This window comes from Phormidesmis sp. 146-12 (genome assembly GCF_052939495.1).
The window spans coordinates 35,358-60,849 of sequence record NZ_JBJPHS010000033.1; the positions used below are offsets into that span (position 1 = coordinate 35,358).

The 25,492-nt window shown below is 49.1% G+C and carries 22 protein-coding genes; 7 read left to right on the plus strand and 15 right to left on the minus strand.

Features of this window, described 5'->3' with window-relative positions:
* Positions 1-100 precede the first annotated feature (100 nt).
* A complete protein-coding gene (locus ACKFKF_RS15460; RefSeq protein ID WP_446868491.1) occupies positions 101-658 on the plus strand; it encodes a DUF4174 domain-containing protein in 558 nt (185 codons plus the stop codon).
* Positions 659-747: 89 nt separating this feature from the next.
* On the opposite strand, the gene ACKFKF_RS15465 is transcribed toward ACKFKF_RS15460, so the two are convergent.
* The 3 genes from ACKFKF_RS15465 to ACKFKF_RS15475 all read right to left on the minus strand — a co-directional run bounded on the left by ACKFKF_RS15465 (position 748) and on the right by ACKFKF_RS15475 (position 1,564).
* Positions 748-1,056 (minus strand): hypothetical protein, encoded by a 309-nt coding sequence (locus ACKFKF_RS15465; protein ID WP_446868492.1) that lies wholly within the window; start codon positions 1,054-1,056, stop codon positions 748-750.
* A gap of 68 nt (positions 1,057-1,124) precedes the next feature.
* A complete protein-coding gene (locus tag ACKFKF_RS15470) occupies positions 1,125-1,325 on the minus strand; it encodes a DUF2949 domain-containing protein (protein ID WP_446860565.1) in 201 nt (66 codons plus the stop codon).
* Between the two features lie 23 nt (positions 1,326-1,348).
* A complete protein-coding gene (locus ACKFKF_RS15475; RefSeq protein ID WP_446868493.1) occupies positions 1,349-1,564 on the minus strand; it encodes a hypothetical protein in 216 nt (71 codons plus the stop codon).
* A gap of 150 nt (positions 1,565-1,714) precedes the next feature.
* On the opposite strand from ACKFKF_RS15475, the gene ACKFKF_RS15480 reads away from it, so the two are divergent.
* Positions 1,715-2,524 carry a hypothetical protein gene (locus ACKFKF_RS15480; RefSeq protein ID WP_446868494.1) on the plus strand — a complete coding sequence of 270 codons (810 nt, stop codon included), beginning with the start codon at positions 1,715-1,717 and terminating at the stop codon, positions 2,522-2,524.
* A 263-nt stretch (positions 2,525-2,787) separates the two neighbouring features.
* Here the strand turns inward: ACKFKF_RS15480 and truB are convergent, their stop codons facing one another.
* Genes truB through ACKFKF_RS15495 form a run of 3 tightly spaced genes read right to left on the minus strand, consistent with a single transcriptional unit; the run spans position 2,788 to position 6,062 of the window.
* A complete protein-coding gene (truB, locus tag ACKFKF_RS15485) occupies positions 2,788-3,720 on the minus strand; it encodes a tRNA pseudouridine(55) synthase TruB (protein WP_446868495.1) in 933 nt (310 codons plus the stop codon).
* A gap of 23 nt (positions 3,721-3,743) precedes the next feature.
* Positions 3,744-4,286 carry a Uma2 family endonuclease gene (locus ACKFKF_RS15490; RefSeq protein ID WP_446868496.1) on the minus strand — a complete coding sequence of 181 codons (543 nt, stop codon included), beginning with the start codon at positions 4,284-4,286 and terminating at the stop codon, positions 3,744-3,746.
* A gap of 54 nt (positions 4,287-4,340) precedes the next feature.
* Positions 4,341-6,062 carry an alpha/beta hydrolase gene (locus ACKFKF_RS15495; protein WP_446868497.1) on the minus strand — a complete coding sequence of 574 codons (1,722 nt, stop codon included), beginning with the start codon at positions 6,060-6,062 and terminating at the stop codon, positions 4,341-4,343.
* Between the two features lie 125 nt (positions 6,063-6,187).
* Here ACKFKF_RS15495 and ACKFKF_RS15500 point away from each other — a divergent pair, with 125 nt between their 5' ends.
* Positions 6,188-8,158, plus strand: a complete 1,971-nt coding sequence (locus ACKFKF_RS15500) for a protein kinase domain-containing protein (RefSeq protein WP_446868498.1) — start codon at positions 6,188-6,190, stop codon at positions 8,156-8,158.
* 411 nt (positions 8,159-8,569) lie between these two features.
* Here the strand turns inward: ACKFKF_RS15500 and ligA are convergent, their stop codons facing one another.
* From ligA to ACKFKF_RS15515, 3 genes are all read right to left on the minus strand, one after another.
* Positions 8,570-10,621, minus strand: coding sequence for an NAD-dependent DNA ligase LigA (gene ligA, locus ACKFKF_RS15505; protein WP_446868499.1), 2,052 nt, complete (start codon positions 10,619-10,621; stop codon positions 8,570-8,572).
* A gap of 49 nt (positions 10,622-10,670) precedes the next feature.
* Positions 10,671-11,960: a sensor histidine kinase gene (locus ACKFKF_RS15510; RefSeq protein WP_446868500.1), complete on the minus strand. Its 1,290-nt coding sequence runs from the start codon at positions 11,958-11,960 to the stop codon at positions 10,671-10,673.
* Between the two features lie 78 nt (positions 11,961-12,038).
* The gene (locus ACKFKF_RS15515; RefSeq protein WP_446868501.1) at positions 12,039-14,786 is read right to left on the minus strand and encodes an ATP-binding protein; all 2,748 of its coding nucleotides are present in this window, start codon (positions 14,784-14,786) and stop codon (positions 12,039-12,041) included.
* Between the two features lie 137 nt (positions 14,787-14,923).
* Here ACKFKF_RS15515 and ACKFKF_RS15520 point away from each other — a divergent pair, with 137 nt between their 5' ends.
* The 3 genes from ACKFKF_RS15520 (at position 14,924) to ACKFKF_RS15530 (ending at position 16,340) form a co-directional block, all read left to right on the plus strand.
* Complete coding sequence (locus ACKFKF_RS15520) at positions 14,924-15,202, plus strand: hypothetical protein (protein WP_446868502.1); 279 nt, start codon at positions 14,924-14,926, stop codon at positions 15,200-15,202.
* A 124-nt stretch (positions 15,203-15,326) separates the two neighbouring features.
* Positions 15,327-15,917, plus strand: a complete 591-nt coding sequence (locus ACKFKF_RS15525; protein ID WP_446868503.1) for a thylakoid membrane photosystem I accumulation factor — start codon at positions 15,327-15,329, stop codon at positions 15,915-15,917.
* 27 nt (positions 15,918-15,944) lie between these two features.
* Positions 15,945-16,340: a RidA family protein gene (locus ACKFKF_RS15530; RefSeq protein ID WP_446860550.1), complete on the plus strand. Its 396-nt coding sequence runs from the start codon at positions 15,945-15,947 to the stop codon at positions 16,338-16,340.
* Here ACKFKF_RS15530 and ACKFKF_RS15535 read toward each other — a convergent pair.
* From ACKFKF_RS15535 to ACKFKF_RS15560, 6 genes are all read right to left on the minus strand, one after another.
* Complete coding sequence (locus tag ACKFKF_RS15535; RefSeq protein WP_446868504.1) at positions 16,332-16,949, minus strand: phosphorylase; 618 nt, start codon at positions 16,947-16,949, stop codon at positions 16,332-16,334. The two genes, ACKFKF_RS15530 and ACKFKF_RS15535, sit on opposite strands and share 9 nt — an antisense overlap.
* 22 nt (positions 16,950-16,971) lie before the next feature.
* Positions 16,972-17,898: an RluA family pseudouridine synthase gene (locus tag ACKFKF_RS15540; RefSeq protein ID WP_446868505.1), complete on the minus strand. Its 927-nt coding sequence runs from the start codon at positions 17,896-17,898 to the stop codon at positions 16,972-16,974.
* Positions 17,899-17,964: 66 nt separating this feature from the next.
* A complete protein-coding gene (locus ACKFKF_RS15545; RefSeq protein ID WP_446868506.1) occupies positions 17,965-18,915 on the minus strand; it encodes a branched-chain amino acid ABC transporter permease in 951 nt (316 codons plus the stop codon).
* A gap of 189 nt (positions 18,916-19,104) precedes the next feature.
* Positions 19,105-20,268 carry a hypothetical protein gene (locus tag ACKFKF_RS15550; protein WP_446868507.1) on the minus strand — a complete coding sequence of 388 codons (1,164 nt, stop codon included), beginning with the start codon at positions 20,266-20,268 and terminating at the stop codon, positions 19,105-19,107.
* Positions 20,265-20,417 carry a type II toxin-antitoxin system HicB family antitoxin gene (locus ACKFKF_RS15555; RefSeq protein ID WP_446868508.1) on the minus strand — a complete coding sequence of 51 codons (153 nt, stop codon included), beginning with the start codon at positions 20,415-20,417 and terminating at the stop codon, positions 20,265-20,267. Before ACKFKF_RS15555 ends, ACKFKF_RS15550 begins: the two co-directional genes overlap by 4 nt.
* A gap of 357 nt (positions 20,418-20,774) precedes the next feature.
* Positions 20,775-22,202, minus strand: a complete 1,428-nt coding sequence (locus tag ACKFKF_RS15560; protein WP_446860544.1) for a PP2C family protein-serine/threonine phosphatase — start codon at positions 22,200-22,202, stop codon at positions 20,775-20,777.
* Between the two features lie 1,287 nt (positions 22,203-23,489).
* Between ACKFKF_RS15560 and ACKFKF_RS15565 the strand changes: the two genes are divergently transcribed.
* Positions 23,490-25,289: a M61 family metallopeptidase gene (locus ACKFKF_RS15565; RefSeq protein WP_446868509.1), complete on the plus strand. Its 1,800-nt coding sequence runs from the start codon at positions 23,490-23,492 to the stop codon at positions 25,287-25,289.
* The last annotated feature ends 203 nt before the right edge of the window (positions 25,290-25,492 follow it).

Here is a 25,492-nt window from a genome sequence, read left to right on the forward strand (position 1 = left end):
AGTTCCGCTTCCCTCTACCACTGGGAGAGGGCTAGGGTGAGGGCAATCTTGGCAAGCATTTCAGGAAAGTTGCACATCGCCTATCAGACTAAAAAAATAAGTGGAAGATCCCACCGTTTGGACATTCTTCTTCCTCGCTTTGATCGCTAGACTTGAGGAGATTTTTGAACGATCGGGCCCTCTCTACCTCATGCGAATTGTTTTCCCATTGGCGATTTTGCTCGGCTTTTTACTGCTGCAAGGTCAGGCCGCTCCGCAATCCACTTTACTACCAAAAAGAACTGCAATGGATCTTGACCAATATCAGTGGAAAAATCGCCTCCTACTGATCTTTGCGCCTTCTGAAAGCAGTCCTGACTATCGATCGCAGCTTCAGTTTCTCAAGGCTCAACAGTCTCAACTGGTCGATCGCAATCTATTACTGATTCGAGTCTTTAAAGAAACTGGCTTTGTTGAAGATCAGGCGATCAACTCGGAGGCGATCGCTCAACTGAGAAAGCGTTACGGCATTCAATCAGACGAGTTTCGCATCATTCTGGTGGGCAAAGATGGCACCGAAAAGCGACGGGAACCGGTTCCTACTGCGATGAATGCAATCTACCGCCAAATTGATCAAATGCCCATGCGCCGACAAGAGATGAGCGATCGTGCTAACTAGATGGCGCTTTCGCTTCGACGTTCAACGCTTCTGCTCCCCAAGCTGCCAATTCTGTGGGCCTTAAGAGATTCGCTGTGTTTTTATGATAGTTATTGGACGGGCTGCGGTCGGGGGGACTGTGATTCGTTGACGAGGCGATCGACCAGACTGGGCGGGGTGGCCTGGCGAAAGGCTCCGCAGTAGTGCATCGTCAAAACGGCTTTGAAAGCCCAATGATTAGCGGGCACATCGCTAAAGGGGTTAGGTAAAGTTTCGGCGCGATTTTGGACACAGGCTTCGAGAATCTGACGCTGATCGGGCTGAGATTGAGCGGTGGTTTTGGGCTGATTTTCGGCTCTGACGGGAGCGATCAGGGCGATCGTCATGAGAGCGGCGGTGGACAAAACTTTGAATTTCATCACAAACTAAAGAGCGAATTGAGGACTTGTCCCTGTTATATCAATTCACAACCTCAATAGGCTGAAAACTACAGCGGCGAGCCATAATGCTCTAACCAATCAAAAATCTCGTCTAGCTGTGGGAGTGTAATCAGTCCATACTTCCAAAGGGTCATTGGCAATAGGCTAGGGGTTTGCTCAGAATGCTCTAGTGCCAGTGCGATCGAGGCTTGAGACAGTCCCAGTTCGTCAGTCAAAAATTGGATGAGGGGATGAGTTAATAACTTCATAGGGGCACCCTGCGAAAACAAGACTACAGGATAGCAGACAGTTCCTCTACAAGCTGCACTTTTCCTTTACGAAATGCGTAGAGCAAGCGATCGAGGGCACCTTGTTCTTCTGGATCGAGCAAATCATTAACCAGGGCTGTTCTAATGGCGTAGCGATCGCCGATCGTCAGTTTGCCCGTAGAGGCAGCGTCGGCGTAGAGTTCAGAAATCGCACCTGGAAGGAGATCGCCAGCAATCATCGGGAACCTGTTGGGAATGTGATGTTATTAGTATCAGCTTGCGGCTGTTAAATTTCGGTGACAAGTTAGACGCGCAGGTGTGACATTTTGTGAGCGATCGAGTGATATCCATCACGTCTCCCCTTTGAAAACTCAGTAAGAGGAATTTTTATGACGGTGACTAACGCATCAACCGGGTTATATCTTCCCAATCCTGATCTGGTTAAAACGGCCACGGCTGCTATTGACACGTTTGAACAGTCGAGCGCACCGAGCAAATGGGTGTTTTTGGACAAGGCGACGATTATTAGAGAAATGCGATCACGGGTCAGTGATCCGTTTCAAATCAATCAAGGAGGACAGCCGTTTTGTGGGCCGGCCGCGGTCTTGTTTGAGCTAGTCAGAAAGCAACCGTTGCGCTATGTGCAAATCTGCCAAAGCCTGTTTGAGTCAGGAGGACTACAAGCGACGACCCGCTGGATTTCGGCTTCTGACAATCTGCGTCAGGCTAGTCGCGGCGACCTCAAAATGGGGCAGGCTGATTGGATGGTGTTGGCAACGCTGCGCGAGTCTGAAAATCTGTTGTTTCCCGTTGAGCCAAACGCACCAGAAATGATTCGCAATATCGCGGGCATGACCAAATCCTGGGAGATGCGCGGCTGGATTCGTGAAATTCTCGGCTACCGCAAGTCAGAGTATTATCACGCCTACTTGATGAATGATGTTAGTGCCTTAAATCAGGGTGCGATCGCCATCCAATCAGGCGGTGTCGCTTTGATGTTGGTCACTGCTGAAGGCATGTTGCAGAACAATCCACCGCCGATTCCGTTTCCGAGTCATTGGGTGGTGCTATTGGGTGGTGTGGCAGTGGGAGAGCGCGTCAGCTTTGATCTTTACACCTGGTCAAAAAAACTCCATCTCGACATAGATCTCCCCTCGTTCAAGAAGTACTTTTGGGCCAGCGTCACGGGAACGCCGTAGGGTAGGAATGTTGGACGGAAGACATTGGACAGGAGACATTGGACAGGAGACGTTGGATAAAACAAATTTGAGAACCTTCGATCTAAGGAGATTTCTAGCAGAGAAGTTACCAATCTTGGGAAGCCTCCTAAATCCCCCACGAGTGAGGGACTTTGAACCAGAATTTCTCTCTGAAAGTCCCCCAAAATTGGGGGGTTGGGGGGCTGCCTGGATTAACAACCGTAGCGAAAGACTTCATCGAATTCACGTAAATTCACGTCGATTTACTGCATCGGATCAAACACCATTTGGGGAACCAGCAGAATGTTATCAAACGACTCGACCTGCTGTGCGATGCCCAAAAATCGATCGTCCTCATGGCGAATTTGCACGATCGACGGATGACTAACTCTGGCGGCTGAGTGCTGATTGGTCAAATTGATCAAAACTTCATCGGTGGCTACTTTTTGACCCCAACACCAGCGTTGAGCCGTTTCCGCAGACAGCGTGACAATCGGCAGATGAGACAGCGCCACCTCCGGCGACAGGGGAGAAAATTGGCCCGCTTCAATCTGAGCCGCTAACGCCTCGATCGTCAAACTCTCTGACAGCACAAACCCACTGCTTTCTGTGCGAATGAGAGCTGCCAACGTCGCGCCCGTCTGCAAAGCGGCTCCCAAATCACGGGCGATCGCTCGAATATACGTCCCCGGCCCACAGGCGATCGCCAACTCCAATTCTGGAAAATCACCCGGTCGCCAATCCAGCACTTCGATTTGATGAACTTCGACCGATCGGGCAGCCACGTCGATCGCTTGTCCCGATCGGGCTAGATCATAGAGCCGCTTTCCCTGTACCTGAATCGCACTATAGTTTGGCGGCACCTGCTGAATCTTGCCCGCAAACTGAGGTAACTGCGCTTTGACGCTTTCCAAAGTAAGGTCAGGAACGGCTTGACGAGTCAAAACTTCCCCTTCCAAATCGTCTGTAGCGGTTGTGATTCCTAACCGAATCGTGGCCCGATAGGCTTTGTCTTGCCGCAAATATTGAAGTAGTCGAGTGGCACGACCGAGGGCGATCGGTAACACACCCGTCGCAGCCGGATCGAGGGTGCCCGCATGTCCGACTCGCTTGGTGTTGAGCAGCCGTCGCACTTTGGCTACACAGTCGTGAGACGTAAAGCCAGCAGGTTTGTTGAGATTTATAAAACCATTCACAAGCAAAATCTACACAGGGACAATTAATCAAACTCAGGTGCCCAAAGATCAGAAATCTGCACTTCCCAACCTGGAAGCAGATCGGGAATGGTCAACGTCTCTCCATCATGCAGGACGACAGCATCCTGATTAGAGCGACGAATTTCAAGCGATCGACCTTCAGGATTGATCAAGATTCCTACTCTAGTTCCCAGGGTGAGGAATTGATCGATTTTGTTTCTCAACTGGGTCAGACTGTCACTCGGAGACTTGACTTCGACCATCAGATCTGGGGCTAACTCGGCAAACGATCGGGGACTTCGGCGCAGTCGATCGGCTTGCACAAACGAAACATCTGGGGCACAAGTATCAGAATTGGGCAACACAAATCCAGCGATCGACCCGGTGACTCGACCAAGTTTCTGAGGTCTAACCCAATTTTGCAACTGAGCGCCAAACTCAAACGCCACTTCGTCTGATTCGTAGCCCGATGGACTCCTGACAATAATTTCTCCAGAAACCAATTCCATCTTTAAGTCGGGATGCTCTCCCTGAAGCATTTCCAGGTCTTTGGCGGTGAGTAACATATTGCCTCCCAAAGAGGATTTTTGAGTCTATGCTTTATTTTGAACTGGCATCTTTTATTTTGCGATCTGGTCGGCACTCAGCGATCGAATCAAGCTCAACCGCAAGGGACCCTGACTGAGAATGCTTGTGTAGGCGGCAGATAGATAAGGACGATAGCTAGGCTGATTGGCGATGTAGGTTTGAAAAAAGGCCAGACTGAGCGCGTTTGTGTAGCGACGAGCGACCGCAGGAGTCGGGCCCACCACATCGGGCGGCAACACGAAAGCATCATTTTTGGAGTCAGCCAAAGCTGAGAAATGAGTCGCCCGATCGATGAGAACCAGATAGCGATCGACCGTCTGTAACCAGGTAAAAGGAATAATCTGTTCGGGTAGCGCCGGAGCAACCGTGTCTGCGTTCCCGCCAATGATCATGGTAGGAATTTTAATTTGGTTAAGACCTGCTTGACCCAAAATGCCACTGTTCACCGGATTCATGGCAATGATCGCTTTGACTCGCGGATCAGACAGATCGTAATTGATTTGAGGTAGCGCGATCGCCCGACACTGTAACAGCAGAGAAATATTGAGCGTATCGTCCAGGGCAGCTGGGTTACAGTCCTTTTGTAATTGCTCAAAGTTAATTGAGGCACCTGCCAGGGCAAAGACCGTGTAGCCGCCAAACGATTGTCCAAAAACCCCCACTTCTTGGAGATTGAGCCGTTTGTAACGAGAATCAGACTTTGCAAGGCGAGTCAATTCATCCAGCAGGTATTTAATGTCCAGGGGACGATCGACAAATTCGCTGGGTTCTGCAACGTCATTAGCCACGCCCGCTAACAAGGCCTGAGTTTGTTTGGCACTGCTACCCGGATGTTCGGGAACGGCAACCGCAAACCCATGAGAGGCGAGGTGTTCTGCCAGATATCGGAAGGTTTCTCGATCGGAACCTAGCCCATGAGAAATCACAATGACAGGAATCTGCCCGCGACGATCGCCCCGACTCTGCGGCAAATAGACATCGACGGGAAAGATCCGATCGCGTCCCAAAGCCGTGACAAACCCTCGACGGCGATCGATGAGCTTCAGGGTTGTTTTTTGCCAGGGGTAAGGGCCTCTTGTGCCCAAATCGCTGATGCCCTGTAGAGGGGGGGCAGGTTCCTGGGTGGCCAGTTGAGCGATCGTCGTGGTGGCGCGGTTGGTCTGGGAGACAATCTGTTCGAGGTTTCCGGCAATCTCAAGACTCCGCTGCAAATCAATGCGAATTCCGCGGGTAGGAAATTTGCGAAACACATTCAGAGGAGTCAATCCCTGGGGATCGTCGGATGCCAAAATCAGAGCCGCCCGAATCGCAAAAAAACCTGGATCGCGAGACTCTGGCTGAATCACCTGCCCCAATCGTCGCAGCAAAATTTCGCCTTGAGGCGTGTAGAGAAACTGAGAGACGGCGATCGGGGTCAAATCTGCCCGTGCAACCAGGGCTTTTCGCAGGTTTTGCAAATCTTGGGGCTTGGCGTACTGAGCATAAACGAGCAAATCTTCGTCCAGTTCGCCTCTTTGGGCATAAGCTTCGAGAGCAGACACAGAAATCGATCGCTCCAGCAGCCCATAAGATAAGTAGAGCCGTTCAGCGCTGAGTGCCGGGCGAGTCATCAAAACCACGGGCAACAGTCCCCAGCCCATTCGTTTGAGCAATTGACTCGCGGTTTGACGAGTCCGATGAGAAGCGCGATCGTTCATAAAGTGCCCAAGAGTAAGCCGTGAGGGTGATTTCTTAAATTGCTTTGCAGCAGGCATAATTAATTGTGCCGTACCTCGACGCTTAGAGAGCAACGTTCCTTGAGAATTACTTCCAGGTTATTCTAATTGCTCTCAAGTTGGTTTTTATCTACTGAAAGCATCCTTTGTCATTGTGATTAAGAATGGGCTATTGCTTTAATCCTCGGTGTAAATCTCCTGCGATCGGTGGTCAAAACTACTGTCAAAGTTGTGGTGCAAAATTGATGTTGATGGAGCGCTATCGAGCGATTCAACTATTAGGAAAAGGCGGCTGGGGAAAGGTTTTTTTGTCAGAGGATACTCAAGCAAATCGTCACTGTGTGGTCAAGCAGTTATTGCCTCCGATCGAAGTACAAAAAAATCCCGCTGCACTGACAACTTTCTTAAGGCTTTTTCGAGAAGAAGCGGCGCGGCTGTCTGAATTGGGACATCATCCTCAAATTCCCACATTATTCGATTATTTTGAGCAAGAACTAGAGCAAATAGGACAACCCAAGGGACAGTCCGCCTCCAAATATCTATACATGGTTCAAGAATATATTCGAGGAACAAATCTATTAGAAGAACTGCAACAAAAAGGAAGTTTTGATGAAATTCAGATTCGTCGTTTTTTGAGGGAACTATTACCCGTAATCGAGCGAGTGCATGGGCGAAATGTGATTCATCGAGACATCAAGCCTGAAAATATTATGCGCCGAACTGACGACAATCAGCTTGTGTTGATTGACTTTGGAGTAGCCAAAAAATTTACCGAAACCAATGCAGGTAAGCCTGGAACGCGAGTTTTTACCGAAGGCTATGCAGCGATCGAGCAAATTTCAGGTCGTGCCTCGGCGGCCAGTGATTTGTATAGTTTGGGCGCAACTTGTTTACACTTACTCACTGGGAAATCTCCTCAAGCGATCGAACAGCTTTTTCAAAGCCAATCCTGGTGGCAAGAAGCGTTAAACCGCTGCCAAATCACGCCTCAGCTAAAACAAGTTTTGAATCATTTGTTGGAGCCGATCGCCAAAGATCGCTATCAGTCAGCCCACGACGTTTATCTAGATTTGCTGCCCAAAATTATGGTTTCTCGATCGCGGTTAGAATTCACGTTTACAGAAGCCGATTTACAAACTAATTCCGCACAGCTTACTCAAGCGATCGAGATTGTCAATGCAACTCCTTACACAAGCTTTAAGGGAGAATGGGTTGTTCCGGTTGATCGCCTGACCTGGATTACAATTTCTCCAGAAAGATTTAGCACCAAACTTAAAAATCACGAAACCAAAATTCAATTCAACCTGACGATTAATCCTGAATATTTAATGTCAAATCTGGTTTACGATCGTGCTCTAATTCTCAAAACAAATACCGAGCCGAGTCAGTATGAGCTAACAATCAAAGTTCAAAAAATTGCGCCACTTGCGGTCAACCACACTCTGCCCTACGCTCATCTGATAGGTGTTTTTATTGCCTCTATTCCCATCATTCCTATTGTCGCAACCGTTTATACGCTAATCTTTTCGGGAGTTGCGCTACCCGATGCGTTTGAAATCTCGGCAGTCGGATGGGCGATCGGGTGGTCAGTTTTACGAGGGTTGTTTCCAACCGCTAAACTATTTTGTGCTTTAGATAGCGTTGCTTTATTCACCGAAATTCGGTTGTTTGCAGCCTTTGACGGACTGTTATTTGGGACGCTGTTTGGCATTGTTTGGGTCGTCATTCGCGACTGGGTGACGGAGAGCTGGTACGATCGCTTTGCTCCTTTATTGGTCGCAGCACTGGTCACAAAAATTCTCTTTTGGGTGAGCTTTCGAGTCATTCGCCAACTGTTGCTCTGGATTCCTGCGATCGGTACCAGTACAGGACGAATTTTGCGATCGTTTGGTCAACGAGGATTTAAGAAAGTGACGGCTTTAGGGATTCTTTTGTTGGCGATCGTCGCCGGAATCAGTTGGGGCGCACTCTGGATTTCAAAGGATCAATTTCTGCTTTTTTCCCTCGTTGTAGCAGTCAGCAATGGCGCATTTTTTCTAACGCTAATGAGATATTTTAAGCCAGTGAGAAACTTACTTTACAGGCGCAAAAAACATCAAGAAGAACGACAAAACCACTTATTAATTGACCCTTAATCTCAAATCAATTCGCTAAAATCTTATCTAAGGAACGCAAACTAAATAACATCGACTTCTGTAGATTGGGTAGAGCCTTGCGAAACCCAACGATTGCTAGGATGTTAACGTCAGTTCGATGAACGCTTCGCTTCGCTTTTAGATCTAGGAACGCCCCCTAAATCCCCCACGAGTGAGGGACTTTGAACCAGAATTCCTCTCTTAAAGTCCCCCAAAGTTGGGGGGTTGGGGGGCAGAAGCCGTGAACAACGAAGCGGAAAACCTCTTATCGAATTCACGTGGTGTTAGGTTTCATGCTTCAACTCAACCTACGAAGTTATTTAGTTCGTGATCCTGAGAGTCCCCTAGAATGGAGGATTTAGGGGGCAGAAGCGCTACACATCGAAGCGAAAAAACTTCATCAAATTGTCGTCAACTTGACTCTAATAGCGCTAATAATTCTGCTTCCGAAAGGAGAGAAATTCCTAAAGATTGGGCTTTTTCTAACTTAGAACCCGCCTCTTCACCCACAACCACATAATCCGTTTTTTTGCTCACCGAATCTGTCACCTTGCCGCCCGCTTTTTGAATCAGTGACTTAGCCTCATCTCGCTTCAAAGTTGGGAGCGTTCCAGTTACTACAAAGACTTTTCCAGTGATGGCAGTTTGCGCCTGTGGGGTTTTGACCTCGCCCGCTAATTGCAGACCCGCCGATCGCAGCCTTTCAATTAACACTTGATTGGCGTGATTTTGAAACCATTGATACACCGATTGAGCAATCTCAGACCCAATTCCATAGACGGCGGCGATCGCTTCTGGAGAAGCCTGGGACAGTTGCTCCACATTGGGAAACGTCTGCGTCAAAACCTGAGCATTCACGCTGCCCACATGCCGGATTCCCAACCCATACAGCACTCGTGACCAGGGCTGAGACTTAGATGCCTGAATCGATTTGACTATTTTCTCGGCTGACTTTTTGCCCATGCGATCGAGCGTCAGCAATTGTTCAACCGTCAACTCATAGAGATCAGCGACCGACCGAACTAGCTTCTGATCCACCAGTTGCATGACCAATTTTTCGCCCACGCTGTCAATGTCCAAAACGCCTCGACTCGCCCAATGAGTCAGCGCCCCCCGCAAAATCGCTGGACAAGAAAGATTAATACAGCGCGTCACGGCTTCGTCTTCAGGCTTGACCACAGGTTCACTACACTCCGGGCAATGAGTCGGCATTTCAAACGGTTTAGCACCCGCCGGCCGCAACTCTGGCAAAATTCGCACCACTTCAGGAATGATCTCGCCCGCTTTACGCACGATCGCCGTGTCCCCGATCCGAATATCTAACTCAGCAATGCGATCGCGGTTATGCAGCGTGGCTCTGGCAACAGTCGTTCCCGCTAACTGCACCGGACGAAGGTCTGCAACGGGCGTAATGGCTCCAGTTCGTCCCACATTCAGGCTGATATTTTCGACGATCGTGGGCGCTTCTTCGGCAGGATACTTGAGGGCGATCGCCCAGCGCGGAAACTTTTGCGTAAAGCCGAGTTGTTCTTGAAGCGTAAAGGAATTGATCTTAACCACCACGCCATCCGTCATGTAGCGCAGTTGAGTCCGAGCGATCGCCCAATGATCACAGTAGGCTTTTACATCGTCGATCGTGCTGCACCGCTGCCGCTCCGGATTGACGCGAAAGCCCATTGTTTTGAGCAGTTCCAAGGCTTCCCATTGAGAGTGAGGAGTGAGGAGTGAGGAGTGAGGAGTTGAGGAATTAGAGCCTAGATGCAGCGTGTAGGCGAAAAAATCTAATCTTCGTTGGGCAACGATGCGGGGGTCTAGCTGTCTGAGCGTTCCGGCGGCGGCGTTGCGGGGGTTGGCAAAGAGCGATTCTCCGGCTTGTTCGCGGTCTCGGTTGATTTGCTCAAAGGAGTCTAAGGGTAGAAAGGCTTCGCCTCGGACTTCGATCAAAGCAGGCGGATTTTCTAGATTCAGACGGAGGGGAATCGAGCGAATCGTCTTCACATTTTGCGTGATCTCTTCGCCAGAAATGCCGTCGCCTCTCGTCGTCCCTCTGACCAAAACGCCATTCTCGTAGGTGAGGGCGATCGCTGACCCATCAATCTTGAGTTCACACACATAATCAAACTCGGTGACATCGGGCGCGACTCGTTTCCAGCGCTGTTCCCACAAGCTCAAGTCATCGTTGCCAAAGGCATTTTCTAAACTGTAAAGCGGTACGTTGTGCTTAACCGAATTGAACTGACTAGCGGGACGCTCTCCCACGCGCTGAGTTGGGCTGTCGGGCGAAATCAATTCGGGGTGGCGGGTTTCGAGGTCTAGCAGTTCGTGGTAGAGGCGATCGTAGACAGCATCCTCGATCGTCGGCGCGTCCAGAATGTAGTAGTCATAGCTGGCTTTTTGCAGAATCTTGGTTAATTCTTGCACTCGCTGCTTGATTTCGGGGGTTGCTTGTTCTAACGAGTCCATATCTACCTATCTACACCACTTGCCATTATAGTAATTGTGTACCACTAATTCACCCATTTTGCATCAATGGAAGCGTTATTATAAACGTTGAACCCTGCCCTAACTCAGATCGTACCTCCAGGGTACCCTGATGTTTTTCGACGATGATCTGATGGGCGATCGCTAACCCGATTCCAGTCCCTTTGCCGATCGGTTTGGTGGTAAACAGGTAATCAAAAATTTTCTGCTTTACGTCGTCTGTCATGCCGATGCCGTTGTCGTGGATAGAGATTTTGACCTGATGATGGTTTGCTTCAGTGTGCAGGGTGATTTGGTTGGGAGAAGCTTTAATGTCGTCAAAACTGCGATCGTGGTTCGATTCTTCTAGCGCGTCGATCGCATTCGCCAACAAATTCATAAACACCTGATTGAGCAGCCCCGGAAAGCAACTAACCAGCGGCAAATCACCATACTGTTGCACCACTTCGATGTCCGGATGCTGACTACTGGCTTTGAGTCGATGCTTGAGAATCATCAGCGTACTGTCTAGTCCTTCGTGCAGATCTGCCGCAACTTTGACCTCCCCATCTGTTCGAGAAAAAGTTCTCAACGACACACTGATATTTTGAATGCGATCGACACTCTCTTTCATTGATTTCAGCATTTTGGGCAAATCTTCGAGCAGGTAATCTAGCTCAATTTCTGCCGCATGGTCTGCGATTTCTGTTTCAGACGCTTGTTGTTGATAAAGCTGCAAATGCTGCATGAGATCTTGTAGATAAGTGCCTGCATGAACCAGATTGCCTCTAACGGCTCCGACGGGATTGTTGATTTCGTGGGCAACCCCTGCCACCAATTGCCCCAGAGCCGACATTTTTTCACTCTGCACTAGTTGTAGTTGAGAATCCTGGAGTTTGGTCAGTGCCTCGGATAGCTCGATCGTTCGTTCGGACACCCGCTGTTCGAGTGCCTGGTTGAGGTGACGCAGCTTTAAGTGCATCTGGACGCGGGCCAGCACTTCTTCTCGACGAAAAGGTTTGGTGATGTAGTCTACCGCGCCGAGGCTAAATCCTTTTACTTTGTCGGTTACGTCCGTTAGCGCTGTTGTAAAAATAACTGGAATAGTTTGAGTGTGTTCTGAGGCTTTGAGGCGACGACAAGTTTCAAATCCATCGATTCCCGGCATCATCACATCGAGCAAAATCAGATCCGGCGAAACGGCTTGTAGCTTGGCGATCGCGCTTTCTCCATTCTTGGACACCAGCACCCGATAGCTGGCTTCTTGCAACACATCAAACAGCACTTTGATATTGGTTGAGTTATCGTCTACAACAAGAATCAGGGCTTGGTGAATGGACATGGGTCGAAGTAGATAAAGAGACAAAGAGTAGAAACAAAAGGACTGCGATCGCTAGAAGTTCACTCAGTTCACTGCGCTTTAGACAAACTGCTGAACTCGTTTGAAGATGGCTTCTTCGTCCATTTCATCCGCCAGTTGTAGAATTTGTTCAGAAAAAGCCTGGTAAGTGGGATCGAGTGATTGTAGTTTGAGGGCTGCCTGCTGGATTGCGTTGATGTCACCGATGAGAGCCGCCCCATAAAGATCTGCCAGTTCTTCGCGCGTGGGAATGGTCGAGGACTCAAGCGGCGGATTGACTGGTTTCAACACGGTTGTCTCTTCATAGATCCACGTCAAATAGAGATGGCGCTGAAGCTGCTCAAACAACTCTTCTGACTGCACAGGCTTGGGGAGAAAATCATTACAGCCTGAGTCCTGACTTTGTTGACGATCGAAGTTAAACACACTGGCAGAAGACGCAATGATCGGCACGGTTTGAAAGTTGGGCAACGACCTCACCTGCTGCGCCATCTCAAAACCCGTCATCACAGGCATCACCAAATCCGTGAGAATCAGATCGGGGGGTTGAGCGATCGCTTGATTCAGTCCTTCTTGTCCGTTGGCGGCTTCTATGAGGTCAAATCCTAGCGGAGCCAGGAGATTGAGAATGACAGAGCGATTTTCCCAGCGATCGTCCACGACGAGAATCGTTTGTCTGCGTCCCTGGTAGCCCACGATGTTGTGACTCGCTTTGCCGTCGGTTTCAATCCATTGGTCTGATTCGGGTAGCTCGACATCAAACCAAAATCTGCTGCCCTGTCCCGCAATACTTTCGACCTGAATTTGGCTGCCCATCAGTTCTACAATTTGCTGACTGATAGCGAGTCCGAGTCCGGTGCCTTCGGCCATGCGCTGTTTGTCGCCCACTTGCTCAAAGGGCAAAAAGATTTTCTCGATCTGTCGGGGAGTCATGCCCACGCCCGTATCTTCGATCTGAAAGCGAATTTTTGGAACGTCCGCCTCCGAGGGTTCAGACGATTTGGGAGACTCTCCGACTACGCCCACTTTGAAGGTGACTTTGCCACGATCTGTAAACTTAATCGCATTCCCCAACAGATTGATCAACACCTGACGCAACCGTTTCTCATCGGCAAAGACGGCTTTGGGTAGTTGATTGAGCACTTCGTAGGTAAACGCAATTTCTTTTTGCTCGGCCCGAATGCGACAGATTTCAACAATGCTTGTGAGGAAGGAGTCGATCGAGAAATCTTTGGCAGACAGTTCGAGCTTGCGGGCTTCGATTTTAGACAGGTCAAGAATGTCATTAATCAACGTCAGCAAATGTGAACCGCACTGATGAATGATGCTGATGCCGTCTTTTTGCTTGACGGTCGCCGTTTTGTCACGCTGAAGAATCTGGGCATAGCCCAAAATGCCGTTGAGTGGAGTCCGAAGCTCATGGCTCATATTCGCCAGAAAATCACTCTTGGCACTGTTGGCGCTGTCGGCGGATTCTTTGGCTTGTTTGAGTTCCAGAGTGCGCGCCTCGACCCGAATTTCTAACTCCTCAAACGAGGATCGTAGCTGGGTTGCCATCTGGTTAAACGAGTGGGCCAGGGTTTCGAGTTCGCCAATTCCTTTGACCTCGACGGGTTGAGCCAATCCGGTCTTGGTGCCATCAGCGACGTGTGAGGCCAGGGCTTCGGAGGCTTGACTGAGTTGCAAAATGGGTCGGGAAATCCAGCGAGAGGTGTAGATGCCCAAAACAGTCGCCACGCCCAAAGCACCCAGAGACAGCAAAATCGTGGTGCGCGTGTTGGCGTTGATCTGTCCCATAAAATCAGCTTCGGGAACCGCCACGATTACCAGCCAATCCAATCCCCAGCGATCGCGCCACGGACTCACTTGCACAAACTGCCGCTGACCGTTGAGCAAAAATTCAAATTGCTGGCTGTCCTGCACTTTATTGAGGTCACTAAGACGCGCGACCAACTGCTGACTGGCTGCCTGAATGAGGGGATCACCCACGTCGATCGCGCTAAGTCGCTGCGGTTTGTCGTTAACAATGGTGAAAGGCTGCTCGGTGCTAGAAGCGGCTACCAATAAGCCATTGCGCTCTAAAATAAAGGCTTTGCCAGACGGACTGATTTTAAGCTGACGTAAAAAGTCACTCACTTGAGAAAGACGCTGCTCAACGCCGATCGCTCCGATCAGATTCTGGTTGCGATCATAGACAGGGCGACTGGCGGCGATCGACAGCGGATAGGGAGCCGTCTCCCACTGATAGATTGCGCTCCAAACGGGTTTCTTAGCTTCAAATGCCGCTTTGTACCAGCCTTCTTTTTGAAAGGCGTAGTCTTTGGCGATGTCGGCTAACTTGATGCGATTTCCCTGACTGTCTGCGTCGTAGGTGTAGAGGTCGCCATTTTGATGCTGCCGAGGCGAGACTTCGTTGATGGAGACGCGATCGTTGTTGAAGAAGTATCCAGCGGCAGCAAACTCTCCTGTCTTGGAGCCGTAGAGAATGTAGCCTATATCAAAACTTTGCATCTGTTTCCAGAAGAACTGACCCAGCGTTTTTGAGTCCTGAGTGTCGAGTAGCTTAAGGTCGATCGCGTCTCCGTTGGTTTGGGCAACTTTGTGAGGAGTGGCTAAATAGCTGTCAAGATGCTGATCGACCAGGTTGTTCACCTTGTTCATCATCTGGTGCGCCAGGTCATTGACGGCTTGCTGTCCGTTTCTAAAGGAAAAATATCCCACTAGCCCAACCGCCGTAGAAGTCTGCAACAGAAACGGTATAACTAAAACAAAGCGAAGGGGAAATTTTTGGGGAAGTCTGAAGCCCATGATGGCGCAAGCTATATTTTGTAAGCCAGTGTGCCCAGTGGATCTTGATTCATACCAAATTCATCTGAGGCGATGCGGTTGCAAAATTTGTAGAATCGAGTATTCTGCCTGGTAGATATGTACTTGTGGTGTTAACGATGCAGGTTTGGTTAGCGAGTTTTTTTGTGCTGTTTGCCCTATCAGAACTGTTTCAGTGGATGAAGCATCTTTCGCTGCCGCTGCCCGTATTCATTTTGGGTGGAGCCTTTCTAGCGATCGCCTCTAACTACGATCGACGCGCTAGTTTTCCGTTTAACTTGCTGCCTGATGAGTTTTTGGATGCGTCTGTGTCAGAACCGATCGAACTTGACCCCCCCAAGGCGCCGCGGCCAATCTCCTTTACCATTCGTAAGCCAGAGAGAGAGCAAGTTGAGTGATCAATTCAGAATTCTGTACCCTTTGGCTTTATTAAATTCACGTTCCTTGGCCGCTAAAGTTTGAGCATGTTCCCTTGAGGTCACACAATAGGAGTAGCATGTTGACCTTGTAATTTCTAACGCTATGTCTCTTCGATCAAAGTCTCTTCGATCAATCCCTCGCCTTTTGACGGTTTTGTTTTCGCTGGTGACGATCGTCTGCCTCCTGTTTCCGCTTCCGGCGATGGCTGGCTTGACCGACGATCGCTATGATGGTGACATTTTTGCGCTCTACGCCGGAAATGGGTCTCTCGTGCCGCCCAAGATCTCGCTGGCAGACTCGCTCAAGCAAAAAAAACCGACTTTGCTGGTGCTGTATACCGACGACAGTAGCGACTGTAAGCAGTATTCGACCGTTGTTTCGCAGTTTCAAGCGTTTTATGGTCGAGCGAGTGATATTCTGGCAATTCGCATCGATTCGTTGCCGATCAAAGACAAATATGAGCCGACCGAAGCGGGCTACTATTACAAGGGCTACGTGCCTCAGACGGTTGGGTTTGACCAGTCTGGTAAGGTGGTTTTGAATGAAACGGGGGAGATTCCCTACGAGCAAATTGACGATGCATTTCGCAAAGTGTTTGACCTATTGCCGCGAGAAGAATCCGTTCCTTTAAAACGTCGCCAGGTCAACGAAGTCAACACCGAACTCGTGCCCCCCGCTCCTGCCAAAAAATAGCCTTCTCAAAACTTTCTCAAAACTCGTATGTCTCGCAAAATTATTCAAACAGATTCCGCGCCTGCGCCTGTGGGCCCTTACAATCAAGCGATCGCCGCCCAAGGTCAGATGGTCTTTGTCGCGGGTCAGATTGCTCTTGATCCAATGACGGGTACGATCGTTGGCGAAGGCGATGTTGCCAAGCAAACCGAGCGCGCCATGAACAGTCTTAAAGCCATTTTAGAAGCGGCGGGAGCAACCCTCGAAGATGTGGTCAAGACGACGGTCTTTTTGGCAGATATGAATGATTTTGCCGCCGTGAATGCGGTTTATGGTCAATATTTTGATGAGGCGACGGCTCCCGCTCGTGCCTGTGTCGAAGTGTCTCGCTTGCCCAAAGATGTCTTGGTCGAGGTGGATTGTATTGCCGTGATTTCAGAATAAGCTTGCAGTCAGGCTCTGTAAGGCTTGTAGCCCTTTGAGAGAACCGCGAATTAGACGAGTGGCGGCGATCGGTTGCTTGATCAGTCCCATCGCTAAAGGCAGTGGTTGGAGTCGTCCTTCTGAGTCGATCGCGCCTGACAAATCGGGCAAATCGTACTCACTATCGTCACTCACCACCCGCAGCATTGAAATGGACGCACCCGGCAACCCCTTGAGAATGGCGATCCCTTCCATATCGACGACAGCGGATTGGTGAAGCTTGCCTAAGTTGCGTTTTTCGATCGCTGAGGTGAGAATGCGATCGCTGGTCAACCCTCTGACCGGAGGGGCAATTTTCTCAAATTGAGAAGCGTCACACGTCCAAATTGTCCCCGACTGATCCACGCATTCACGATAGAGAACCACATCGCCAACTTGAAACTGGGCCGTCAAACTGCCACACAGCCCCATGACCAAAATGTCGGATTGAAGAGGCTGCCAGGTTTGTAAAAAACGAGTCACAGGCTCAATGCCCACCGGAATCGGCACCACTTGAGGCGGACGGGCCGTGCGCTTGACTCCCCGACAAACCGCTTGATATTCTGCACCTTGAGGAACGAGAATCAGCAAATCAACCTCCCGTTTGAGAAATCTAAGCTCTGCGTCGGAGAACTTCTAAAAGCGTGGTTAACGATCGGGGAATCGGGGCGATCGCTTCGACCCATTCTTGAGTCACGGGATGAATTAATCGTAACCGCCAAGCGTGGAGGGCCTGACCGGGGAGGTTCACGCCGATCGACCGTCCTGACCCGTAGACCTGATCGCCGACAATAGGATGCCCGATGAAAGCGCTGTGTACTCGAATTTGATGCGTCCGTCCTGTTTCTAGCTCAAAGTGGATGAGGGTGTAGTTGCCGATGCGTTCTTTGATGTGCCAGTGAGTGATTGCCCGCCGTCCGCCTTTTTCTTCAGGAATGACGGCCATTTTTTGGCGATCGACGGTGTGCCGTCCAATGGGCTGATCGACGGTTCCGTTGTCTGTGCTGGGTGCGCCGTAGACGATCGCCAGATAATCTCGTCGAGCCGTTTTGACGCGAAATTGGGATTGCAAATGGTGAAACGCCTGTTCGGTTTTGGCGACGGCGATCGCGCCTGTGGTGTCTTTATCTAATCGATGTACGATTCCAGGACGCTGGATGCCATTGATTCCCGGTAGCGTTGAGCAATGTGCTAACAGAGCATTCACCATCGTACCAGTTTCGTGTCCCGCAGATGGATGCACAACCATTCCCGCAGGTTTGTTGAGAATCAGTAACGAGTCATCTTCGTAGAGAATGTCGAGGGGAATGTTTTCGGGTAATAACTCTAACGGTTGGGCTTCAGGAATCTCGACCTGGATGCGATCGCCCTCTCTCACTTCGGTTTTTTTGGAGGTGCAAACTTTTCCGTTGACCTGCACGAGTCCTTGTTCGATCAGTTTTTGGACGCGCGATCGAGATAAATCTGCCAACTCATCTGCGAGGTAGCGATCGAGGCGATCGGTCGTTTCTTCAACCTGAATTTCGGTCAATAAGGACATGTAACTTTGAGCATGGGACGGTTTGAGCTATCTCACTTCTATGCTAGTTTCTAATTCTGCGGTTTATCACACTTTTTGAATCAGCGATCGTCCTAGCAATCCCTGCGGTCTGAGCAGCAACATGAGGAAGAGAATGCTAAACGCGACGGCATCTTTGTAAGCAGAATAGTCGCTTGGAACGAAGGCCTCGACTAAGCCGATCGCTAACCCTCCGACGACTGCTCCCGGAATGCTGCCCAACCCGCCCAACACGATCACCGCCAACCCTTTGAGACCAAATCCAATGCCAAAATAAGGGCCGGCAATGCTGACACTTGACCCGACGAGCGTGCCTGCCATGCCGCCTAAAAATCCGCTGACAAAAAACGTGAGGACGATGAAGCGATCGGGATTGATGCCCAACAAACTAGCGGTCGTCTGATCTTCAGCAACGGCTCGCATCGCTTTACCATACTTCGTTCCATTGATCAGATAAGTCAGAATGCTGAGAACAATACCCGACACTAAGAAGATTACGACTTGCACACTGCGAATCGGAATGGGATTGCTATCGGTGCCAAAGTTAATCGCTGGCGGCAAGTTTCCGTAAGTATCTGGGGGAAAGGTGTAGATTTCTGCGCCGACCAGATATTGAATCAGATTCACAATCACAACGGCAACGCCCAAACTAGAAACCACGGTCAGCAAAGAATCAGCTTTTCGACGACGCAAGGGACGGAAGGCAAATCGTTCGATGATTACGGAGACGATGCCAGCGATCGCACTTCCCAAAATAATCGCTAACCAAAACGGCAACTTGATCGGCAACACCAAATTTGCAAATAATCCATTGAATCCGAATGCACCACCCATCAGGGCATAAGTAAAGTAAGCACCCAGCGTAAAGATAGCCCCGTGAGCAAAATTGATAATGCCTAAAATCGAAAAAACTAACGTATAGCCCAATGCAAAAATGGCGTAGATGCTGCCGATCGACAATCCATTGAGGAAATTCTGTAAAAATATTGTGGCATCCATATAAACACTAACAAATGTGAGTTCGATGAATCTCTTCGCTTCGGTTACAGATCCGGGTTGCCCCCTAAATCCCCCACGAGTGAGGGACTTTGAATCGAGAAGCTTGTCTTAAAATCTTGTCCAAAAGTCCCCCAGAATTGGGAGGTTGGGGGGCAGAAGCCCAAAACAACGCAGCGGAAAAGCTTGATCTTAACCAAACTGCTGGATTGCAGGAAGCAACACCAAACCGAGAATCAAGCTTACCAGATTCATCAACAGACTTAGAGTGAGAACCTGGGCAAAGATGAGACGCTTTTGACTCAATCGATCAATCAGCCATGCCTCCCATCCCACAGCAAAAATTTCAGAGGCAGGCAGCGTGATCAGAGAAGGAACGCCCATTGCCGGGGGCAGTGATTCGCCATATCCCAAGAAGATAGCGACGACAAAGCCGATCGCTAACACCACAGGCAGCGAAAGTAACCAGACCAAAAACACTTTTTGCAGCGTTCTAATGGTAATTTCTGAACGGGTGGCTAGAAAAATGCTGAAACCGATCGCAATCAGCAAGCTCAAGACTCCAAATACTCGTGTCGTGGTGTATTGAAACGGCTGCAACGCTGGAAAGAAAAACCAGACGACTGGAAAAGTTAATAGATTGATGAATGCGATCGCAACTAAAATTCTCATCACTAATCGCTCAATCTTCAATCTCCACAGGCACAAGGCCGCCAAACTTAACTCTGCGATCTGAGTCAAACCCAGGGCAATTCCAAACATTTCCCAGCGAGTCGGCTTCATGGGGGCGCGATCGACTTCAATCGTCAAGTCATCAGGCTGCACCGTCACGCTCAAACGTTTGGGATAGCCCACCAGCGGATTCTGAAGATCTAAGGGGAAGGCGGGGGTTGTTTTGGTGCGATCGTCAAATTGAGCCACCAATTTGTAATAAGGGCCGGTCGATCGCTGGCTAAACTGCGATTCTGCATAGAGGCAAGTGTTTTGCACACAATCAAACCGATGCGGAGCGCTGAGAATGGGACTCGACTTTAAACAATCTTCTCCGGTACAGATTCCTGTATTCATTAACAAGATGGGACGATCGCATGTCTTCGTCGCACATTCTACAAACTGGGCACCCTCGACGTTGACCGCTTTGGCATCTCGACCTTGAAACGTCATCCAAAAATAAGACGGGGGTGCAGGCGCATTAGCATCCGCGCTCGTCGTCATTAGCAGCAAACTGGCTATCAACGCTAGAAATCCCTTCAAACAGCCCGTCCACGATCGCGTCATCTCTAGCCATCCAGCCGCATATTGACACTGTGATTGTAGGCGATCGCTTGTCGAGAATTTGTCAAATCCGGTTGTCATTCATCTTCTAAACAACCCTCGATCGCTTCATAGAGGTTTTGCAGTAGCTCTTCAAAGGTATCTCCTTGGGTAGCGCAACCTGGAATGGCTGGCACTTCTGTCCAAAATCCTCCCGCTTCTGCCTCATGAATGACCACTTTAGTTTTCATCAGATGCCTCAACTTCAGGTTTTCTCAAGAGGAAGGATTTGGACGGTAATCTTAGCGTTTTCAAGTCAGATGTCGATCGCCCCTACAAAGAATCATACCCCTGTCAGACAGACCGTAGACCGATAATCAGACGTGAATTCGATGGGAGTTTTTCGCTTCGGTCTTCAGCGCTTCTGCCCCCCAACCCCCCAATCTGGGGGACTATTAGATACGATTCTTCGTTCAAAGTCCCTCACTCGTGGGGGATTTAGGGGGCTGCCCGGATTTGTAACGGCAGCGAAGGATTTCATCGAATTCACGTTAAATCTAGTCTGCGAAGGTAAACTTCGTTCTTCTAGGCGCACATTCTATTCGCCCTCATCCCTCATCCCTCTCATCCACTCTCATCACCACCAGCGTCATATCATCTGCATTGTGATTGCCCACGCCGATAAACTGCTGAACGCGATCGAACAAATACTTCAAAATCAACTGCGGATCACTGTAATTGCGGCAGGCCCACCGAAACGCATTGGTCAGATTCTCTTCATCAAATCTGCGTCCATATTGATTGGCAGCATCCGTAAAGCCATCCGTGTAATAGATCAGCGTGTCACCAGGATTAAGCTGCACCTGAGCATCTTGATACTGAGTTTCGGCATCCAGTCCAATCAGCATTCCCAACGTGTCGAGCCGCTTGATTGCGTCATTTTTAGCTTGCCAAAGTAGCGGCGGATTGTGAGCCGCATTGCTGTAAGAAAGAATTTGCGTCGTCGGATCGTATTCCGAATAGAACAGCGTCACAAATCGGTTGGAATTTTCTAAATCAGAATACATCACCTGATTGAGATGCTGCAAAATTCGCGCAGGCGAGTGACCGTTCAGCACTTCTGCCCGCAGCATTCCCCGCGTCATCGTCATGATCAGCCCAGCCGGAACGCCCTTGCCCATCACATCGCCGATCGTCACACTCCACCGCCCCGATGCATTCTCCACATCAGACTTGCGAACCTGCCCATAATCCGCCGGAATAAAGTCGTAATAATCGCCGCCCACCCGACTCGCTGTTTTACACATGGCAGCCAACTCAATCCCCTGAATTTTGGGACACTGACGCGGCAACAGACGCAGTTGGATATCGGCTCCAATTTCTAGTTCACGATCGAGCCGTTCTTTTTTGCGAAGTTCAACCGTCAACTCATCGTTTTCAATCGCCACCGCCGTCTGATCGGCCACAAGTCTCACAAGTTTTTGCCGCGTTTCTGTCCAGGAATAATCGGGATCGCGACTGAACACATACAGCCGTCCCCGTTCGCTATTTTTGACCAAAATCGCCGTCCCAAAAATCTGAATGTCTGATCCCAGATGACGGCTCACCTGATAATCCAGCGTGGCGATCGCTTGCGGAGACTTGGTAATCGCTTCACTAGGGGGCAATCCAGCGAGCGAAGTCGTGATCTGTCGGGTGGCCGCTTCGAGCGCTTTACGAATTTCTTGTCCCCAATGATTATCTTGACAGTGCAATCGCTCCAGCTTCACCTGACCGTTGGGACGAAACATCACCAAAGCGCCCCCATCCGCATCCGTCACGCGGCTGGCCATCAAGGGGATCAATTCTAAAAACTGGTTGAGATTGTTGAAACTGCGAAGTGCAAACCCCAGAGAACTCAACAAATCCTGAATTTTGTGTTGCTCACGGTTGAGCCGAGCCACGAGTTCTTTGAGTGCAAAAACAGGGGTGACATCTGGCGGGACACCGTTGCGATCGGGTTGAGAGGGCTGTCGGGGAAGGGGCACAGCAGTCATTAGGTCAGGGCATGGGGTGAAACAGACAGCGCGTTCAAAAAAATGTCTATCTGGTGAGATTCAGGAAACAAGTTGTGAACATCAATATTAGCGAATGACTTGCAAATCGTGACATCTAGTTTTGTGAGTTTTTTTAGCTACTGAGAAAGCCGTTTCTCAAACTGCAAGATTTGGTTTCTATTGATACGTGATTTTCAGTAGTTTACCAATCGCAAAATAAGTAAAATCACAGATTAGCCTCTGTCAACCAAACTGCTAACCATAGAGGAATCAAGGATGTGAGAGCCGTCAATAGCGCGATCGCAAAAATCTAAACTTCTGCAAAATCTACAGGACTGTTTGATTAATTGCAAGCGATCAAGTCACAACTTGTGTGATTTACCCTTGACAAGGAGATTAGAGCGTCAAATGTCACCATTCGATCGAGAATTTAACTCAGAAATTGTGCTCTGCCCCTGATGATAATGGCTGTAGTAATCAACGTTCTGCTGAATTAGCGACACAATTCTTCAGTTATAGAGCAAATATCCGACGATGGTATAAAAAGTTTTCATAAATTTCAAGCAGCGACTCAGCGTGATTACCTGCTGCATAGAAAAATTTTGTCCGTATGTCAGTCCGTTTTAATCAAGGCGGATCAAAATTCCGATAGTGATTCTTAAAGCCATTTTGATGAAGTTTTCTCACTGCATTGCTGATTACTTCTTCAAGCTGCCAATTTTGGAGGACTTTTAGACAAGATTTTGGGTTCAAAGGCCCTCACTCGTAGGGAATTTAGGGGGCTGCCCGGATCTGCAAGCGAAGCGAAAGATTCTATCGAATTCAGGCTAATACCAAATTCACTATACTGATACAGATCCTCGCCCCCTAAATCCCCCATTTTGGGGGACTTTGAAACAGCTTCCCTGATGGGGTTTTTCAAATCTGAGAGATAGAAATCGGTTAATTAACTGATTTTTACGAGTATCGTTTGTTGGTTGATTTGGTATAAGACAAGATTCTCAAATCAAAGTCTTTGACAGGTGAATTTGCGGATCAACCTGACGCTACAGTTCCTCACGGGTGTCTCAAAGCGCGCAGAATCTTATCGCATTCACCTATCCTTGCACTTCATCAAGTGGGTTAAAAATTTCACCCGTGAGGTGGGCAGCGTCGTTGAGAAGGTAAGGCATGATATGTATTACTTGTTTAGTCCCGACTTTAGACAGAACGAATCTAAGGTCTAACGTCTGTGCTGCGCTGCAACGCTCAAAATAACGCTGTGTGTCGATCGGAGTCAATCAAACCATGAATCGAGAGAATCTAAAGCAAGATCTGACCGTCAACCCTTCCGCAGAGGCTCCGATCTCCACCGTCAAACTTCACTATCAGGTGGCGATGCCTCGACCCCAATCGCATCTGTTTGAGGTGACCCTTCGCATCACAGGCTGGCAACAACCCACCTTAGATCTGAAAATGCCCGTCTGGACACCTGGCTCTTATCTGGTGCGCGAATATTCTCGACATTTGCAAAACTTTGAGGCGGCTCCGTTAACCTGGCGAAAGATTCGCAAAAATCATTGGCAGATTGAGACGCAGGCACAGAGTGAGATTACAGTTCGCTATCGAATTTTTGCCAATGAGCTAACTGTTCGCACGAATCAATTGAATGTTAGCCACGGCTATTTTAATGGGGCAGCGCTGTTTTTCTATGTGTCAGGATTTGAGCAGCAACCGATGCAAATTGAGATTGTGCCGCCCGACGGTTGGCAAGTCACGACTCCGCTGCCGATCGTTCCAGGTAGATCCAATACATTTGAAGCGATCGACTTCGATATGTTAGTAGACAGTCCGTTTGAAATCGGAACACATCAGACCTATTCATTTGAAGCGCTAGGAAAACCTCATCAGTGGGCAATTTTTGGCAAAGGAAATGTGGAGGTCGATCGCATCATTCAGGACACCCAAAAAATTATTGAGGTCGAAGCTAATCTATTTGGAGGATTACCCTACGATCGCTACCTTTTTCTGCTGCATCTAACAACCAACGGCTTTGGTGGACTGGAACACAAAAATTCTTGCTCATTGGTTTATAGTCGATCGGGGTTTCGGGCAAAGGATAAGTACGATCGCTTTATGCAGCTAGTTGCTCACGAGTTCTTCCATTTGTGGAATGTTAAGCGCATTCGTCCCAAGGGGCTAGAAGTCTTTGATTACGAAGGTGAAAACTACACGCCTTCTCTCTGGTTTAGCGAGGGAACAACTAGCTACTACGATTTGCTCATTCCACTCAAAGCAGGAATTTATGATGCAAAAGCTTATTTGAATGCGCTAAGTCAGGAAATTTCTCGCTATCTGACGACTCCGGGGCGACTGGTGCAACCCTTGAGTGAGTCCAGCTTTGATGCGTGGATTAAGCTTTATCGTCCTGATGCCAACAGTCCCAACTCTCAGATGTCCTACTATTTGAAGGGCGAAATGATTACGCTGCTGCTCGATTTGGCGATTCGGATCAAGCATAGCAACCAGCGATCGTTTGATCATGTAATGCGCCAGATGTGGGAGCAGTTTGGCAAAGATGAGATTGGCTTTTCGCCTGAGCAATTGAAGTCTGTGATCGAGTCTGTTGCTGAATTTGACCTGACGAATTTTTGCGATCGCTACCTCGACGGCACCGAAGAACTGCCCTTTGATGAATATCTTTCTGGCTTTGGGTTGCGCTTGCAGTCAAATCTTGAGGCTGACTTGCCGCCTTACACAGGGATGACGGTGAAATCAGAGAATGGACGATCGCTGATTAAATTAGTCGAAGCTAATTCCCCCGCTCAAACTGCTGGCATTGATGTTGGAGATGAGCTATTAGCGATCGACGGTTTACGAGTGACTGCGGAACAATTGAGCGATCGGCTCAAAGAATATTCTGAGGGGGATGCGATCGAGGTGACCCTGTTTCATCAAGATGAGTTAAGAATCTGCACCATTAAACTAGTAGAGCCTCGTCCGACTCAGTATCAGGTGGTTGCGATCGAGCATCCTAGTCAAACTCAGCAACAAAACCTCAAAGGATGGCTGGGAGTCTCTAACCTTGAAGAAGTGCCAAATGGTTAGGAGGGAGGATTAAATAACTTGCGGCTGGCGTTTAAAACCGCGCCTACAAGCACGAAATCTGCCTTCGCAGACTAGAAGCGTGTTTGGATAGCTGCGGAAGTCTTTCTGAGCGTGAATTCGATGAAACCTTTCGCTGCGGTTGTTAATTCAACGTCAGTTCGATGAGAGTGACTCGCTTCGTTTCAATCGGCTTCAGCCCCCTA